This is a genomic window from Rhodococcus baikonurensis, from assembly GCF_040489275.1.
Taxonomy (GTDB): Bacteria; Actinomycetota; Actinomycetes; order Mycobacteriales; family Mycobacteriaceae; genus Rhodococcus_F; species Rhodococcus_F baikonurensis.
Window position 1 is genome coordinate 489,914 of the sequence record NZ_JBEUOQ010000002.1, and the last position, 15,710, is coordinate 505,623.

The window sequence follows — 15,710 nt, forward strand, 5'->3', positions numbered from 1 at the left end:
ACGCGTGTCGGAACCTTCGGTAGACCCGGCAGCGGTCGATTCCTCTGTGTCAGACCCCGCGCAACCGGGGGTTTCCGCCGAGAAGTCGTTGGCGCGCGGGTCCAAGTCGGCTCGGGGGAAGAGCGGAACCAACAAGTTCTGGTCTCGGCTTCCGAAGTCGGACAACACCATTTTCGGCTTGTCCACCAGTCGGGCCGTTGTGCTCGCGATGGTTGTCCTCATGCTGGCGCTGACACTGGCAGTACCGCTGCGCACCTACATCAGCCAGCGTTCCGATGCCGCGCAGGTGGCCGCCGAACGCCAGGTGCTCGAGGAAGAACTGCGAAAGCTGCAAGGCCAGAACGCTCGCTTCGACGACCCTGCGTACATCGAAGCTCTTGCACGAGAACGCCTTCGGTACGTCAAACCGGGCGAGACCCCGTTTCAGGTTCAGCTTCCCGGCGACTACAAGGAACCCGAGAAGAAGCAGGAAAAGGAAACACCGCTGACAGGTCCGTGGTATCGCGATCTGTGGCAGACGATTTCGGAACCGCCAGTGGTTCCCGAGACGACGACACCGGCTCCGATGCCGTTGGCGCCGATCGAGCCAGAAGAACAAGGAGTACCCACCGGGTGAGCAACACGTCCGAAAATTCCCCACAGGTTTCACAAGCGGACCTCGACGCCGTTGCCGCTCAATTGGGCCGTGAGCCACGCGGAGTGATCGAGATCGCGTACCGCAGCCCGGACGGTCAGCCCGGCGTGGTCAAGACCGCCCCCAAACTTCCGGACGGAACACCGTTCCCGACGTTGTACTACCTCACCGACCCGCGACTGACTGCCGAAGCGAGCCGTCAGGAATCCGCCGGCGTCATGCGTGAGATGACCGAACGTCTGACCCAGGATCCCGAGCTTGCCGCGGCCTACCGCCGGGCCTACGAGTCGTACCTCGCCGAGCGGGACGCGATCGAATCTCTCGGAACCGACTTTGCCGGTGGTGGGATGCCGGATCGGGTCAAGTGCCTGCACGTGCTCATGGCGCATTCGCTTGCCAAGGGTCCCGGCGTGAATCCGCTCGGTGACGAGTCCGTTGCCTTGGCAGGCCACGGGAAGCTCCGCGGTACTGCAATTCCCGCGGACTGGCCTGGCATCGACGATGCCGACACCGCGGACCGGTGACTCGCCGTGTTGCCGCAGTCGATTGCGGCACCAACTCCATTCGACTGCTGATCGCCGACGTCGGCGCCGACGGTCGTCTGGTGGATGTCCGGCGCGAGATGCGCGTCGTGCGACTGGGTCAAGGCGTTGATGCGACAGGGACATTCGCGCCCGAGGCCATCGAACGCACCCGGGTCGCGCTGGTCGAGTACGCGTCGATGATCGCCGACGCCGGAGCAACCGCCGTTCGGATGGTCGCTACCTCGGCTACTCGCGACGCTGCGAATCGCGAAGACTTCTTCACGATGACGCGGGATGTGCTCGGTGCGGTGATTCCCGGATCCGGAGCTGAGGTGATCACCGGCGACGAAGAGGCGCGACTCTCGTTCAGCGGTGCTGTGGGAGAACTTGATCCGTCCGAGGGCCCCTTCGTGGTGGTCGATCTCGGTGGCGGATCCACCGAAGTTGTCCTCGGCGACGCGTCGGGTGTCCAGGCTGCGTACTCCACCGACATCGGCTGTGTGCGCGTCACTGAGCGGTGCCTACCGTCGGATCCGCCTACGGCAGAGCAGGTTTCCGAGGCGACGACTTTTGCGACTGCAAAACTTGCCGAGGCGTTCGAGGCCGTCCCCGTCGAGAAGGCGCACACGTGGGTGGGTGTCGCTGGAACCATGACGACGCTGGCCGCGATCGCGCAGGATCTTCCGGAGTACGACGCCGAGAAGGTGCACCTGTCGAGGATTCCGTTCAAGCAACTCTTCCAGGTGTGCGAGCGTCTTACCGCCATGCCTCGGGTTGATCGTGCCGCCTTCGGCCCGATGCATCCGGGGCGGGTGGACGTCATCGGTGGCGGAGCGATCATCACCACGGTGCTGGCTCAGACGTTCGAAGCCAAAGCCGGGATCACCGAACTGGTTGTCAGCGAACACGACATCCTCGACGGCATCGCGATGTCGATAGCTCAGGCCCACCCGATAGTCTGATCCCTGCCGCACCCGACCAGTCGGGTGCGGCACGGCCCCCATAGCCCAATTGGCAGAGGCAACGGACTTAAAATCCGTCAAGTGTCGGTTCGAGTCCGACTGGGGGCACCGCGTGGCGACTGACCTTCCAGTCGCTACTGAGCCCAGACCGTCGTTCCGGCAGGGGCGTTCAGTGTGTTGACGAGATCGATGCCGGCTACGACTGCCGCGCCGCCGCCACCGAGGATCGTTCCGGCGACACCGCCGATGCCGGCTCCCGTTGCGAGACCACCCAGGCACAGTGCTGCAGCGACGGGGAGGCCGACGATGGTCAATCCCAGCGGAGCACCGACAGCGCAACCGATTCCGGCGCCGACGATGGTGCCGAGCAGGCTGCCGACCTGAGTGCCGAGACCGAGCTGGCTCTGGAAGTGCGCAATTGCCCGATCATTCTCCTCGGGTGAGGCGACCGGCGTCCAATCCTTTGCAGCAGGCGCACTCTCGGGTCGAGGAGTGGCCTTCGCCGAATCGGTGATCGGGGTCAGCGTGAGGGTCTTACCGTCTTCACTGATCGTGCGATCGAAGGGGAACTGCAGATCCCCGAGGTTGTATGCGAGAGGCAAGGAAACAAGGTCGACTCCCTTGCTGTCGTGCAAGACGACAGACTTGCCGTCGCCGGACACCTTGAACAGCCCGGCGTCGATAGTGGTGACGATCGACTTGTCGACGATCTTCGCTTCGTAGTTCACGTCGGTCGACGGATCAGCTGATGCGATCCCTGTTGATGCTCCGACTGCAGCGACCGCTAGAGCAGTCACAGCCGCCTTCTTGAAGAAACCCATAGTTCAACCCCGTGTTCGCCTGCGTGTGCTCGCAGAAACTCGACAACTTCGGACATTGGTAAACCCCCGACAAAGCCTTCGTATTAAAGCAGACCGAAGTGACGGAAGGGATAGTTGCGCTCGGGCCGACCGGAAGCGGGCGGTGCGATCGAATTTTCCGTTTGCAGTACCAAGGCGTCGAACATGTGTGCGAAAATGTGAAGATGCGGTTGACCGAGCGATCCCCGGACCGCTGCCCGAACGGACACCGACTCACGGCGAACACCTGCCTTGTCGGCTGGGAGGTGTGCGGGTGTGCCTCGACCGAGAATGGCGGGCATCGGACCCATTACTGCAGGCGCTGCGGTGAAACCGTCCGGACGCCAGAGTGTGTCGGCGTGGATCCGCAGAAAAGTCGGTGGAGTTGAAGTGCTGTTGCGTTGTGTTTCAAAGAGATTCGCGAGAGCCTCACCCGACGGATCGGCGCCGGGTGAGGCTTGTGGATCAGGTAGGCGGCGCGACGGGTGCGTCGCTGCTTCCTCCCGAGCTCCCGCTCGACGAGCCGGTGCCGAACAGTAGGCCGAAGAAGCCGGAGATTGCGCCGAAGAAATCGAACATGGGCGAGCCTTTCGAGGGGACGAATTCGGTCACGACAAGTGACCGACCTGTGGTGGCGTTCAGAGAAATTCCGTCGACATTGACGGCGAAGGCGTCGGACGAAGGCCGACTGCCGGATGAAATGTACGATTCGTCCCGGTTTGATACAAGTCTTTCCCGAGTAACAGTTACTTGAGGCTTGAAGTACCGGGGGTGCCCTGCCTGTTTGGGTGGGGCAACCAGGCAGGGCAGTGGCTTGCCGTCCCTCTCAATACCGACCTACGGCGAACCATCGGCGTTGAAACTACCCACAGTTCGTGACGCGCGCCACTTACGTACCGGTACCTTCGTTAGCCGAGGTCGAACGTGGCGACGACGGCGGTCGTCGACGTCCCCGCGGGGACGTGGTTCATCGAGAAATCGCGGTCCCGATCTGGGTTCACGACGCTTGCCAGCAGGAGCATGGCGGCGACAAAGAGAACTCCTGCGGCGAGGTAGGCGATTCTCACGGGCAGGCGCGGGCGTCGATCTGAATTCGTGGACATTCACGTTCTCCATCGGTGCATGTTGGACGAACGCTTAGTTTAACGATCAACTAATAAGATGGCACGAACAGTGATGCAAGATACGAAAAGACCCTCGATCTCGGGGGAAATCGAGGGCCTTTCCTGTCGAACGTCGGCGTCGCCAAGCACATAGCGTCACCGACCCACTATCGGTGTCGAGCGTGACCCCTCATGTCCGACCCCACTTCTCGACACTATCCAGTAACTTGCGACATTGTGGACGATTCGGACATTGTCATTCGGATGGGGGACACCCCGCCCGCGACACCTACTTTCGTCCGGCAGCCCATTTCATACCCCAGTTGTACGCACGGTCGAGATCGGACTGACTGCCGTTGATGTACTGCACTTCACGGGTCACCGTCACGCCCTGACCTGAACTCTGGATGAGAGCGATTGCGCACAGCCGTTCCTGGTTGCTGGCCGAATCGAGTCGTACTTCCACCTCGGGTCCGTTGGTGGGGTACAGGGTGACGACGCCGTCAACGGCCGCCCAGTTGGGGGCACCGTCGTAAATCATCGCGAAGATGAGGATTCGGCGGAAAGCGCTGGGGTCACCGAGATTGACGTGCATGTTCTCGCCGCCGGTGTTCGCGCCACTGCGGTCGTCGCCGTCGAGGGAGATGTAGGGAGGGGAAGTCAGCGAACCGAAACTGTTGCCCAAGGCCTGGACCACGCCCTTGGACCCGTCGGCAAGTTCGTAGAGGCAGCCGAGGTCCAGGTCGACCGCTCCGGAGCCTGCGCCGGCGAGCTTGGCGAGGAAACCGGTCTTCTTCGGTGGTGCTCCCTGCGACCAGTTGAGGTTCACGCGCATATTGCCTTGTCGTTCACCAGCCTTCGCGAGGTTGACCGTCGGCGCGGATTTGGTGAGCGTGATCTTGCTCGGGCTGACCGGTGCCTGCGACGGTGTGGACTCGCCGGAACGTCGGGTGTAGTCGATTGCCATCGTGATAGTCCTTGTCTGAACTCGAATGAGTCCGATCGTGTTACCCGTCGAGGAATCTCCACCGACGTGATCGGCGATCTTCGGCCATTGTCCCTCATGTCTGATTTCAACCCGCGGACATCGAACTCGCTGCAGCAAGATCGGGCGGACCAGCAGTTTGCTGATTACTGTGTCTGTGGGCGGATCTGCCCCCGAAAAAGGTCGGACGTACTGCTTGACGCAGCAGGGACCGGTTACGGGACAATTGCTCAGCCTTACGTCCAATTCGTATTACGGCGCGGGAGCGGGAGGTGGTCATGTCTATCCTGTCTCGTCTCCCATCCCGCCTCAGAGAAAGCCCAAGAGAAAGACTGACACCCGCGCAACGCGACGACGTGACGCGTGAACAGATTGCAGTCACCTTCGGTGTTCTGCCGTGGGCCGCAGCTGTCCACCTCGTGGTCACGCTCGGGTTGACGCTGTATGTCATCCCGCCGGACAGCGGACTCTTGCCACGCCTGTGGCCGATCCTCGCCGGGGTGATCGGGTTGGTGGGCATGGGTGTCGGACTCGCCATTCGCTTCGATCTGATCGCGCCGACATACCGGATGTCGTACGCGTTTCTCATCGTCGAATTCGCAGTCGTCGGGATCCTGTATTCCTCGCTCGCCCTGGTCCTGTATCCGATCCTGGACGATTCCGGCGATCTGATCCTCACGGCGGCGTCCGCGTCTATCACCGGCGCCGGAGCCGTGGCTACCGCGATGTTGCGGATCGTCGGACTTACCTGGGTGCTGTCCAATCTCGTGATCCTGGGCGTGGCGTTCTGGCTCCAACCGGGGCCCGAGTTCGAACGAATTCTCATCGGATTGATCGTGTACGGAGCAGCTCTGATCGGCGGCACGATCGTGGTCTCAGGCAACCTGGAATCTCGCTACCGAGCCGAGCTGCGCGCAGCATCGGAACGATCGGTTGTGCAGATGCTTCTCGAAGACTTCGAAGGCAACGCCGGGGACTTCGTGTGGGAGACCGATCAGAAAGGCAAGTTCAACCGAATCCCGACGCGGCTCGCATCGGAAGCGGGGCTGGACTCCGCCGAGTTGCAGGGAACGGCGTGGCAGGACCTGTTCATGGAGTTGGGCACTCTACGGATCCCCGGCGGAATCGATGCGCTCATGGAGTTGCAGCAAGCCCGCCAGACGAAGACCGCCTTCGTCGACGTACTCGTTCCGGTCCGCGTTCACGGCGAAATTCGGTGGTGGCAGGTGTCCGGACGGCCGCGCCCTGGCCGGGCACCCGACGAGTTCGTCTGGCGAGGAGTGGGTTCCGACATCACCGAAGTCAAACGGCAAAGCGACGAAATCGTGCGAATGGGCCGGGTGGACGCACTCACGGGAATGCCGAACCGGCACAGCTTCTGGACCGAGCTCGAGAGGCTGCTACGTGATCCGCACACCCATGACAGCCGTCTTGGGCTGGCGATGCTCGACCTCGACAACTTCAAGTCGGTCAACGACACACTCGGGCACACGGTCGGCGACGCGGTTCTGCGAGAGGTCGCAGATCGTCTGTCCGAAGCCGGCGGAATGTCTCAGCTGTTCGCGCGCTTGGGCGGAGACGAGTTCGCAATTCTCTTCACCGATGTCGGAGACAGCTCACGCGTGCGCGCACTGTTGACCCGCTACATCGAAACCCTTCATGAGCCGATCACAGTGGCCGGTACGCGGTTGGAGATCGGATGCAGCATCGGGTACTACCTCCCTGACGAGCTGCCGTCGTCCGCCGACGAGATGATGGGCGCTGCGGATCTCGCCTTGTTCGCGGCAAAGGAATCCGGGCGCGGGGCCGTACGTGAGTATCGAGACTCGATGAAGTCCGTGGCGGATCGGCGGGCCCGTCTGCTCGAAGATCTGGGAAACACCGTCGCGGAGAAGGACCTCGAACTCGAGTTGCTACCCAGGATCGACGTGGTCTCCCGCGAGATAGTGGCGGTGGAGGTTCACGTGGTCTGGCACAACGTCCGGCTCGGCGCCGTGACGTCCGCCGAATTCATGAGTGTCGCAGACGACACCGGTCTTGCGTACTCGCTCGGGACGACGGTGTTCAAGCTGGCCTGTGCGGCGGCGGCGCAACTTCCTGATCACGTAAGGGTAGCCGTCGCGGTGTCGACGCGTCAGCTCGAATCGGAGGCGTTCATCGAGGCGATCGGCGACTCGCTTCGTCGATCAGATGCCAGGGCAGGGCAGTTCGAGCTCCAACTCGACGAGTCCTCTGCCATCACCGACCAGTCCAGAGCCGCGTTGCATGCCATCGCGGAGATGGGAGTATCGCTGACGGTCGACGAGTTCGGAGCCGGATTCTCCTCCCTTGCATCACTGTCCGGCCTTCCGTTCACGCGAGTGCGCATCGAACGCTCCATCTCCGGTGCGGCGCCCGGCGGGCGGCCGATCCTCGAAGCGCTCGTGGATCTGGTCGACGCACTGGGAATGGAGGTCGTTGTCTCGGGGGTGGACAGCGAGGAGCAACTGAAGGCCGTTGAGGCTGCCGGGGTGCGGACGGTGCAGGGGCGCGCTGCCGGCGAAGTCATGTCTGTCCAGGCAGTGGCGCTGGCGACAGCAGGCCGACGTGGATGACCCGGCGGTGGTACCCAGACATCGTGTCGTAACCACCGTGCGCAGGCTCGGTCGACGAGGTTCTGACGACCACCTGTCGGATTACGATCGTCACCGACTTCTCAACCGACGCCTGGAGTTCACGGCGCGAGTACTGCCGTGGGCCTTCCTGATCGCTGCTATCGCGCTTTCGACGATCGTGGTGCTTCTGCCGGCAGATACCGGGATGTTCCGCTGGGTATGGCCGAGCGTCGTGGCCGTGTCGAGCATCGCGTTCAGCCTCTATTGGCTGGGGCGCTCGCGGCTGGGGGTTTCGGAGTCGCAGACCACCGAATTGGTGGTACTCACAATCCAGGTCGTCGTGTGGGGGGTCTTGCTCGCGTGCCTGGCGCTGATGCTGTTCCCGATCCTGGATCCTGGTAACGAATTGGTGCTGACCTCGACATTGATGGGAGGCATCGCAGTCGGCGTTTTCCCGACATTGATGTTTCGCGGATTCACCCTGATTTGGATCGGACTGGTCGGGTTTGGGTTGGCTGGGGGATTCTGGACCGAGCCGGAACCCTCGCGCTACGTGCTGATCGGGGTGCTGGTGATTTTTCTCGTTTCGCTCCACAGCGGAACATTGCTGTTGGCCAACCTTTTCGAGAGACGACTCCGCGCCGAGCTCATCGCCGAGGACGAACGAGACCTCGTGGAGTTGCTGCTGAACGATCTCGAAGACGGTGCGCAGGATTGGCTCTGGGAGACCGACTCGCGTGGTGTCGCCCGCACCGTGTCGTATCGATTCGCCGAACAAGTCGGTTTGCCGGCAGCACATATCCGGGGCCGCACCATGCACGAGATCCTGATCGGAATCGGCGCATCCCGAACAGACGAGGGCAGGAAGTCCCTCGATCTCCTTGCTGCGAATTTTCAAGCCGGGACCGCGTTTCGGGACCTCACCATGCAGGTTGTCGTGCGGGGCGATACTCGCTGGTGGTCGATGTCGGGTCACCCCGGCAGCGGAGAGAGTTCGGACTACGGCTGGCGCGGTGTGGGATCCGACATCACGCACTCCTATCACCAGCGTCAGAACATACTGCGGTTGGCGGAAGTCGATTCGCTGACCGGGCTCAGCAATCGGTACAGCTTCAACGCCCAGGTTTCTTCGCTGCTTCGGGACGGGCGCCGAGTGTGGTTGGCGATTCTGGATCTGGACAACTTCAAGTCGATCAACGACCGGTTGGGACATCACGTCGGAGACGACGTGCTGCGAGATGTTGCCAGCCGAATTCACGGGGTTCTGCGATCCAACGAGATCTGTGGCCGGTTGGGCGGCGACGAATTTGCCATCGCCTTCGATGACATCGAGGACACAGATGAGGTGAAAGATCGATTCCAGAAGATCCTCGACGCCTTCGAACGACCATTCGCGCTGGTCGGCAACCAGATACGCATTCGCGCCAGTTTGGGGTACGGCTCTCTGCCCGACGATGCCGAGAACCTCGAAGAACTGATGATTGTTGCCGATCTTGCGCTGTACCACGCAAAGGAGAGCGGCCGGCACCAGATCCGAGCCTTCGACGTGGCTTTGCGGGATCGGGCAACCGGTAGGGCGCGAGCCCTGTTGGATCTTCGTCGTGCGCTGATCGACGAGGAGTTCGAGTTGGTCTATCAACCGCAGGTGTCGGCCGGGACGGGAGTTGTCGTCGGATTCGAGGCTCTGTTGCGGTGGAACCATCCGACCTCAGGTCTCGTCTCGCCGGGAGACTTCATCTCGGTCGCGGAGGAAACCGGCTTGATCGTTCCGATCGGTGCGGGCGTTTTGCGGGCCGCATGCACGGCGGCGACATCGTGGCCGGAGGACATACGGGTCGCCGTCAATGTTTCTCAGGTGCAACTGCGTTCGAGTCGATACGTCGAATCGGTGCGCCAGACCCTCGAGGAAGTGAACCTCGCCCCCGAACGGCTCGAGATCGAGGTGACCGAATCACTTGTCATCGACGACGCCGACAGAGATGTGCTGGTGCAACTCTCCGCGCTCGGAATCGCCATTGCGATGGACGACTTCGGGACCGGATTCTCCTCGGTTGCCAGCTTGTCGCGGCTGCCGCTCGATCGGTTGAAGATCGACCGCGCCTTCGTCGCTCCGCTGGATGCGGATCCCGCGCGTTCGAGATTTGCTGTCCTGCGGGCCGTTATCGCGATCGCCAAGTCTCTGGGGTTGGATACCGTCGCCGAGGGCGTGGAGACCGAGAGGCAGCGGGCGATGGTGACCGAGTGTGGATGTGACGTGATCCAAGGGTATCTGGAGGGAGTGCCGATACGGGCAGCCGAGATTCCGGCCTACTTGCATCGGCATCCTGGGGCCAGGGCAGGCGAAGTGTAGCGGCTACCACTGAGTGAGAACGTTGTGCCCGTTCTGCGACTAGATGTGTGACGGTACGCCGAAGTGATTCACATCGAACTGCAGAAGGGTGTCTTCGTGGTGGTCGGATCGGCGTACTCCCCAGGGCCGATGTTGGTAGGTAAGAAGGCAGTGGTGACCGGCGGCTCCCAGGGAATCGGGGCAGCGATAGTTCGAGCATTCGCATCACACGGCGCCGCAGTTCTGGTTGTCGACGTGGCTCCGCTGAGCGACGTCGAATTCGACTCCGCTGCAGGTGGTTCGATCAACCATCTCGACTACGATGTGCGGGCGCTGGAAGTCCCCGTCGCGTTGACCGAATTCGCACCAGATGTCCTGGTGAACAATGTGGGTCATTTCCTGAATCCGCCGACAGCGTTCACCGGTACCGATCCAGGTTTCTGGTCCGAGGCAGGCAACATCAATTTCGATCACGTGGTGCGTCTGACGCATGCCCTGCTTCCCGGCATGATCGATCGCGGAACCGGTGGATCGATCGTGAACCTGACGACGGTGGAGGCGCATCGAGCGATCCCGGGCCACACCATGTACTCGGCATACAAGGCCGCGCTGACGCAGTTCACCAGAAGCCTTGGTGTGGAGATCGGTCGAACCGGAGTGCGCGTCAACGCCATTGCTCCGGATTTGATCGAGTCGGTCCAGGTGCCGTACCGCACGATCGTTTCTGCCGACGACTGGGACAAGTGGCCGGGGTGGGCACCGCTGGGTGGACCGGGCCAACCCGTCGACATTGCCGGCCCCGCGCTGTTCCTGGCGTCCGACCTGGCGAGATACATCACCGGAACCGTGCTCCACGTCGACGGCGGCTCGCACGCTGCCGGAGGCTGGTTCCCCACCGAAGAAGGCGGCTGGACCAACCGGCCCCGAAAGGCTTGACACATGACAACTTTCAGTCTGAACGTTCCCAATTTCGGTACGACCCTCGCGGAGAACTCCTACGGGAAACTGGTGCAGGTCTGTCAAAGTGCGGAAGCTGCCGGCTTCGACCGGGTCCTCGTCACCGATCACGTGGTGATGGGCTCGGACAACTCGGCATACACGTGGTCGGCGTTCCCCACCGAGCCCGACGCCAACTGGCTCGAACCGCTGACCGTCCTGGCTTTTGTTGCCGGACAGACGAAGACAATTCGTCTGGGGACCGGAATCGTCATCGCGGCGCTGCGCGGGGGAGCGGTACTGGCCAAGACGGCCGCGACACTCGATCTGTTGTCCGGTGGCCGACTCGACCTGGGCGTCGGAACCGGTTGGCAGGAACGCGAATACGACGCGGTCGGTATGGACTTCGGCAAAAGGGGACCATTGCTCGACGACGCTCTCGCAGTGTGCCGGGCGCTGTGGAGGTCGGCGCCGGCGAGCATCGACACTCCTCGCCTGAAATTCGATGACGTGTACTGCGCGCCCCGGCCGTCCGCGGGTATTCCGATCTGGGTGTCGGGTTCTCTGTCCAAGGCCGTCGTACGACGCGTCGCAACCTGGGGGGACGGCTGGATTCCGATCATGGGTGCCGCGGACGACGACCTACGTGAAGGGATCGACGTCATCGGGAAGGCCATGGCGGAACTCGGACGCGATCCGGCGGAATTGCAGGTTCGTGGGCGACTGACCGTCGTTCGCGGGACTGACGGTTCGATCGACCTCCCGGCGACGATGCTCGGTGCCGAACAGCTGCTCGAATCCGGTGCCACCGATGTTCTGGTCGCGTTGGCAGCGGTCGATCCCGACCCCGATGCGGCGATGGAGGAGTTCGGTGAGCTGGTGTCGGCCTTCGCAACGGTGACCCGCTGATCATCGCGCCGAGGCGATAGTTCTATCGTGCGAAGTGTTGTAGTGCAGCCTGATCGAGGAGAGAACACATGACCGAGAGCATCGTCGTGGACACGAGCCTGGAAGCGTTGCTCGATGCCCGGATCAGCTGCCGCGCCTACGAGGACCGTCAGGTGCCACGCGAGGTGATCGAGGAGATCCTTCGGTTGGCGCAGAAGACGCCGTCGTGGTGCAACACACAACCGTGGCAGGTAGCGATCACCGAAGGGGAGGGCACCGAGCGTTTCCGTGCCGGACTCGGTGAATACGTGATGGCCAACGCCCAGGAGTCGGACTTCGAGTTCCCCCGCGAGTACCAGGGCATCTACAAGTCACGTCGGTTCGACTGTGCCATGGCGCTGTATTCGAGCGTCGGAATCGAGCACGGTGACCGCGCCGGCTCCGCGGCACAGACGATGAAGAACTTCGAGCTCTTCGGCGCTCCTCACGTCGCGATCATCACCACCGACGAGGCTTTGGGCACCTACGGCGCTGTCGACTGTGGGTTGTACGTGAACAGCTTCCTGCTCGCGGCCCAGAGTCTGGGGGTGGCGACTATTCCGCAAGCGGCGCTCGCGGGCAGCTCCAAGTTCATCCACGAGCACTTCGGCATCGACGACACTCGCAAGGTCGTGTGCGCGATCTCGTTCGGATACCCCGACACCGACCATCCGGTGAACGGATTCCGCACCGAACGCGAAACCGTCGGCAACGTCGTGCAGTGGATGACGAACTGACGGGGTTTGTCGAACTGACGGGGTTGTCGAACTGATCACCTGCTGGTCGGGGGATTGAGTGTTGCGCAGTTCCACCTGAAAGACTGGTGGCATGTCCGACACACCCGAACTGTTCGATCGTCTGCGCCGATTTCCCGATGTCGAGGCACCCAATCTCTTTGCCGTCGACGCGGCTGATCGGCTGATCCTCGACGAGGCCTCCGACGCTCTGGCTGCAGCGCCGGCGGGCACCGTCGTCGTGATCGGCGATCACTACGGTGCGCTGACCGCCGGTGTTGCGCTCGTTCACGGAATCGCCGGCGTGCGGGGTCACCAGGATCCGCTCACCGGAGAGTTGGCCCTCGCGAACAATGCGCGCGAACTCGGATTCAGTGACGCCTTCACTTCGCACGGGTTGGACGAGGAGTTGCTCAGCGGTGCCCGCGTCGTGCTCATGCAATTGCCTCGTAGTCTCGCCGAACTTGCCGAGATCGCTCAGCTGATCGCGCTCCACGCCGACCCGGCGGTTCGTGTCTTCGCCGGTGGGCGTGACAAGCACATCACCCCGGCGATGAACAAGGTTCTCGGCGAATCATTTTCCGACGTCAGCGCCTCGCGCGGGCGTCAGAAGTCCCGCGTACTCAAAGCGTCGGAACCGAAGGCCGAGGTCGTCGTCACGTTCCCGATGGCCGAGCGCCTGGACGAGTTCGACCTCGACGTCGTTGCTCACGGCGCCGTGTTTGCCGGTGCGAGCCTGGACATCGGCACCCGGTTGCTCCTGGAGAACCTCGGAAAGATTGCGGTCGATCCGCTGAGTGACGTGATCGATCTGGGTTGTGGCAGCGGCATTCTCGCGGCAGCGATCGCGCGGAAGTTCCCGGACGTGCACGTGATCGCAACGGATCAGTCCTCGGCAGCCGTCGCTTCGGCTCTGGCGACCGCGTCGGCAAACGGCGTCGGCGATCGAGTGAGCGGCCTGCGCGACGACGCCGTGAGTTCGTTGCCCAGTGCGAGCGCGGATCTGGTTCTGTTGAACCCGCCGTTCCACGTCGGAGCGGCGGTGCATACCGGTGGAGCGCTCAAGATGTTCGAAGCTGCCGGCCGTGTTCTGCGTCCCGGTGGCGAGTTGTGGACTGTTCACAACGCGCATCTGGGGTATCGCGAACCGCTGAAAGCCGCGGTGGGTCCGAGCGAGGCGATGGCGAAGAACGCGAAGTTCATCGTGATGAAGTCGGTCAAACCGTCCTAGTATCGAAGAGTGTTGATCTTCCGGAAATGCGCCGGGAACTACAACCGACGCTTCGACGTTGTAAATTACGAGTGCTTTACTTTTAGTTAGGTACACGGACCGTGTCGGAAACTCGGATCCGTACGGCGAACCCGCGACGCACCCGTCGCTGGCCACCACGATGAAGGGATGATCACGGTGCGCACCACCAGCAACCCGGTGTTCCGCAATCTGCCCAAGCAAGAGGGCAACGGATACGCCTCGTTCGGATCTGCGACGGCGGGCGCCTCGCAGGCAACCCAGCAGTTCGGTCAGCCGCAGTACGCTCCGGCCGAGCCGTACCAGACCGGTCCCACCTCGCGGGCCATGACGATCGACGACGTCGTCACCAAGACGGGCATCACGCTCGGTGTGCTGACGATCTCGGCACTGGTGTCGTACTTCCTGGTCAACAACAACGTCGACCTCGCTGCCCCGCTGGTCATCGGCGGCGGTCTCGTCGGCCTCGTTCTGGTTCTGGTCGCGACGTTCGGCCGCAAGATGGACAACCCGGCAATCGTGTTGGCGTATGCCGTCGCCGAGGGTCTATTCCTCGGTGCGCTGTCGTTCATGTTCACCGATATTCAATTCGGTGGCGTCGGCGGATCGGCACTGATCGCTCAGGCGGTCCTCGGAACGTTCGGTGTGTTCTTCGGCATGCTCGTGGTCTACAAGACCGGCGCGATTCGGGTGACACCGCGTCTGACACGAATGATCATCGGCGCGTTGATCGGCGTTGTCGTTCTGGCCCTCGGTAACCTCGTCGCCAGCTTCTTCGTCGACGGTGGACTGGGACTGCGTGACGGTGGAACTCTCGCCATCATCTTCAGTCTCGTCTGCATCGGTATCGCAGCCTTCAGCTTCCTGCTCGACTTCGACGCCGCTGATCAGCTGATCCGCGCACAGGCTCCCGAGAAGGCAGCCTGGGGCGTCGCATTCGGTCTCACCGTCACCCTGGTCTGGCTGTACGTCGAGATCCTGCGTCTGCTGAGCTACTTCAACAACGACTAGTTCTCGAGTCGTTCCGTAATACAAAAGAAGGGCCCCACGAGGGGCCCTTCTTTTTGTCGTCTGTGGGCGGTTACGGTGCTTGGATACCTAGCAACTGCTTGGTTTGGATCGAAGGGGAGCGAATGTCGACAAACACCACCGAACCCGTGCTGGTGGCGGACGCCGGAGCGGTGCGAACGCTGACCTTCAACAATCCGAGCCGCCTGAACGCTTTCGATGCGGCCGGTTTTCGAGCGTTCACCAAGGCGCTCGACGACGCGGCGTCGAACGAGGCCGTGGCCGTGGTGATCGTCGAGGGCTCAGGCAAGGCATTTTCCAGCGGCGTCGACCTACGCGCACTCGCCGAACCAGGCACCGACAACGCCGACTTCGGCGACGCATTCGCGCCGCTGATCGTGGCGCTGGTGGAGTTCCCGAAGCCTTTGATTGCCGCAGTGCACGGCGCTGCCGTCGGCATCGGCCTGACCATGCTGCTTTACTGCGACGTCGTCTACGTTGCCGACGACGCACGTCTGCGGGCACCGTTCACCTCGCTGGGTACCGCTCCTGAAGCTGCCAGTAGTTGGTTGTTGCCCAAGGTGATCGGAACGCAGCGCGCCGCCGAGTTGATCCTGTCGGCGCGGTGGCTCAGCGGCGTCGAAGCAGCCGCGTACGGACTGGCGACAGTCGCAGTGCCGGCCGAGCAGGTCCAGGCACGCGCCCGCGAGAGTGCCGAGCAGATTGCCGCCAACATCGGACCGGCAGTGTTTGCCGCCAAACGACTGCTCCGTCACGGTTGGGCAGACGAAGCTCGCGCTGCCGTGCAGCGTGAGGACGACGCTGCGCGAGAGTTGATTCGCGAGTTGGGGAGTTTTGCTCGGAAATTCACGACTACCTGAAACAC

General features: G+C 62.5%; 14 protein-coding genes and 1 tRNA gene. 12 read left to right on the top strand and 3 right to left on the bottom strand.

Features of this window, described 5'->3' with window-relative positions:
- The first annotated feature begins 46 nt into the window (after positions 1 to 46).
- From ABWI03_RS06500 to ABWI03_RS06515, 4 genes are all read left to right on the top strand, one after another.
- Positions 47 to 616, top strand: a complete 570-nt coding sequence (locus tag ABWI03_RS06500) for an FtsB family cell division protein (protein ID WP_298775068.1) — start codon at positions 47 to 49, stop codon at positions 614 to 616.
- Positions 613 to 1,158, top strand: a complete 546-nt coding sequence (locus ABWI03_RS06505) for a DUF501 domain-containing protein (RefSeq protein WP_020908542.1) — start codon at positions 613 to 615, stop codon at positions 1,156 to 1,158. Before ABWI03_RS06500 ends, ABWI03_RS06505 begins: the two co-directional genes overlap by 4 nt.
- Positions 1,155 to 2,120, top strand: coding sequence for a Ppx/GppA phosphatase family protein (locus ABWI03_RS06510; RefSeq protein WP_298775070.1), 966 nt, complete (start codon positions 1,155 to 1,157; stop codon positions 2,118 to 2,120). Before ABWI03_RS06505 ends, ABWI03_RS06510 begins: the two co-directional genes overlap by 4 nt.
- 34 nt (positions 2,121 to 2,154) lie before the next feature.
- Positions 2,155 to 2,228 (top strand) — tRNA-Leu (locus ABWI03_RS06515).
- A 26-nt stretch (positions 2,229 to 2,254) separates the two neighbouring features.
- Here the strand turns inward: ABWI03_RS06515 and ABWI03_RS06520 are convergent.
- The 3 genes from ABWI03_RS06520 to ABWI03_RS06530 form a co-directional block, all read right to left on the bottom strand.
- A complete protein-coding gene (locus ABWI03_RS06520; protein ID WP_298775072.1) occupies positions 2,255 to 2,941 on the bottom strand; it encodes a DUF8020 domain-containing protein in 687 nt (228 codons plus the stop codon).
- Positions 2,942 to 3,867: 926 nt separating this feature from the next.
- Positions 3,868 to 4,062: a hypothetical protein gene (locus tag ABWI03_RS06525; protein WP_095972168.1), complete on the bottom strand. Its 195-nt coding sequence runs from the start codon at positions 4,060 to 4,062 to the stop codon at positions 3,868 to 3,870.
- Positions 4,063 to 4,351: 289 nt separating this feature from the next.
- Entirely contained in the window at positions 4,352 to 5,029 is a 678-nt protein-coding gene (locus ABWI03_RS06530) for a TerD family protein (RefSeq protein ID WP_298775074.1), read from the bottom strand.
- 374 nt (positions 5,030 to 5,403) lie between these two features.
- Here ABWI03_RS06530 and ABWI03_RS06535 point away from each other — a divergent pair, with 374 nt between their 5' ends.
- The 8 genes from ABWI03_RS06535 (at position 5,404) to ABWI03_RS06570 (ending at position 15,705) form a co-directional block, all read left to right on the top strand.
- Positions 5,404 to 7,641, top strand: a complete 2,238-nt coding sequence (locus tag ABWI03_RS06535; RefSeq protein ID WP_298775078.1) for a putative bifunctional diguanylate cyclase/phosphodiesterase — start codon at positions 5,404 to 5,406, stop codon at positions 7,639 to 7,641.
- A gap of 37 nt (positions 7,642 to 7,678) precedes the next feature.
- Positions 7,679 to 9,991: a putative bifunctional diguanylate cyclase/phosphodiesterase gene (locus ABWI03_RS06540; protein WP_298775081.1), complete on the top strand. Its 2,313-nt coding sequence runs from the start codon at positions 7,679 to 7,681 to the stop codon at positions 9,989 to 9,991.
- A 63-nt stretch (positions 9,992 to 10,054) separates the two neighbouring features.
- Positions 10,055 to 10,906 carry an SDR family NAD(P)-dependent oxidoreductase gene (locus ABWI03_RS06545; protein WP_298775083.1) on the top strand — a complete coding sequence of 284 codons (852 nt, stop codon included), beginning with the start codon at positions 10,055 to 10,057 and terminating at the stop codon, positions 10,904 to 10,906.
- 3 nt (positions 10,907 to 10,909) lie between these two features.
- On the top strand, positions 10,910 to 11,815 hold the full coding sequence (locus ABWI03_RS06550) for a TIGR03619 family F420-dependent LLM class oxidoreductase (protein WP_235169896.1): 906 nt from the start codon (positions 10,910 to 10,912) through the stop codon (positions 11,813 to 11,815).
- Between the two features lie 68 nt (positions 11,816 to 11,883).
- Complete coding sequence (locus tag ABWI03_RS06555) at positions 11,884 to 12,570, top strand: nitroreductase (protein ID WP_095972172.1); 687 nt, start codon at positions 11,884 to 11,886, stop codon at positions 12,568 to 12,570.
- Between the two features lie 91 nt (positions 12,571 to 12,661).
- Entirely contained in the window at positions 12,662 to 13,798 is a 1,137-nt protein-coding gene (locus tag ABWI03_RS06560; RefSeq protein WP_298775091.1) for a class I SAM-dependent methyltransferase, read from the top strand.
- 177 nt (positions 13,799 to 13,975) lie between these two features.
- Entirely contained in the window at positions 13,976 to 14,827 is an 852-nt protein-coding gene (locus ABWI03_RS06565; protein ID WP_197492820.1) for a Bax inhibitor-1/YccA family protein, read from the top strand.
- A gap of 122 nt (positions 14,828 to 14,949) precedes the next feature.
- The gene (locus ABWI03_RS06570) at positions 14,950 to 15,705 is read left to right on the top strand and encodes an enoyl-CoA hydratase/isomerase family protein (RefSeq protein ID WP_298775096.1); all 756 of its coding nucleotides are present in this window, start codon (positions 14,950 to 14,952) and stop codon (positions 15,703 to 15,705) included.
- Positions 15,706 to 15,710 lie beyond the last annotated feature (5 nt).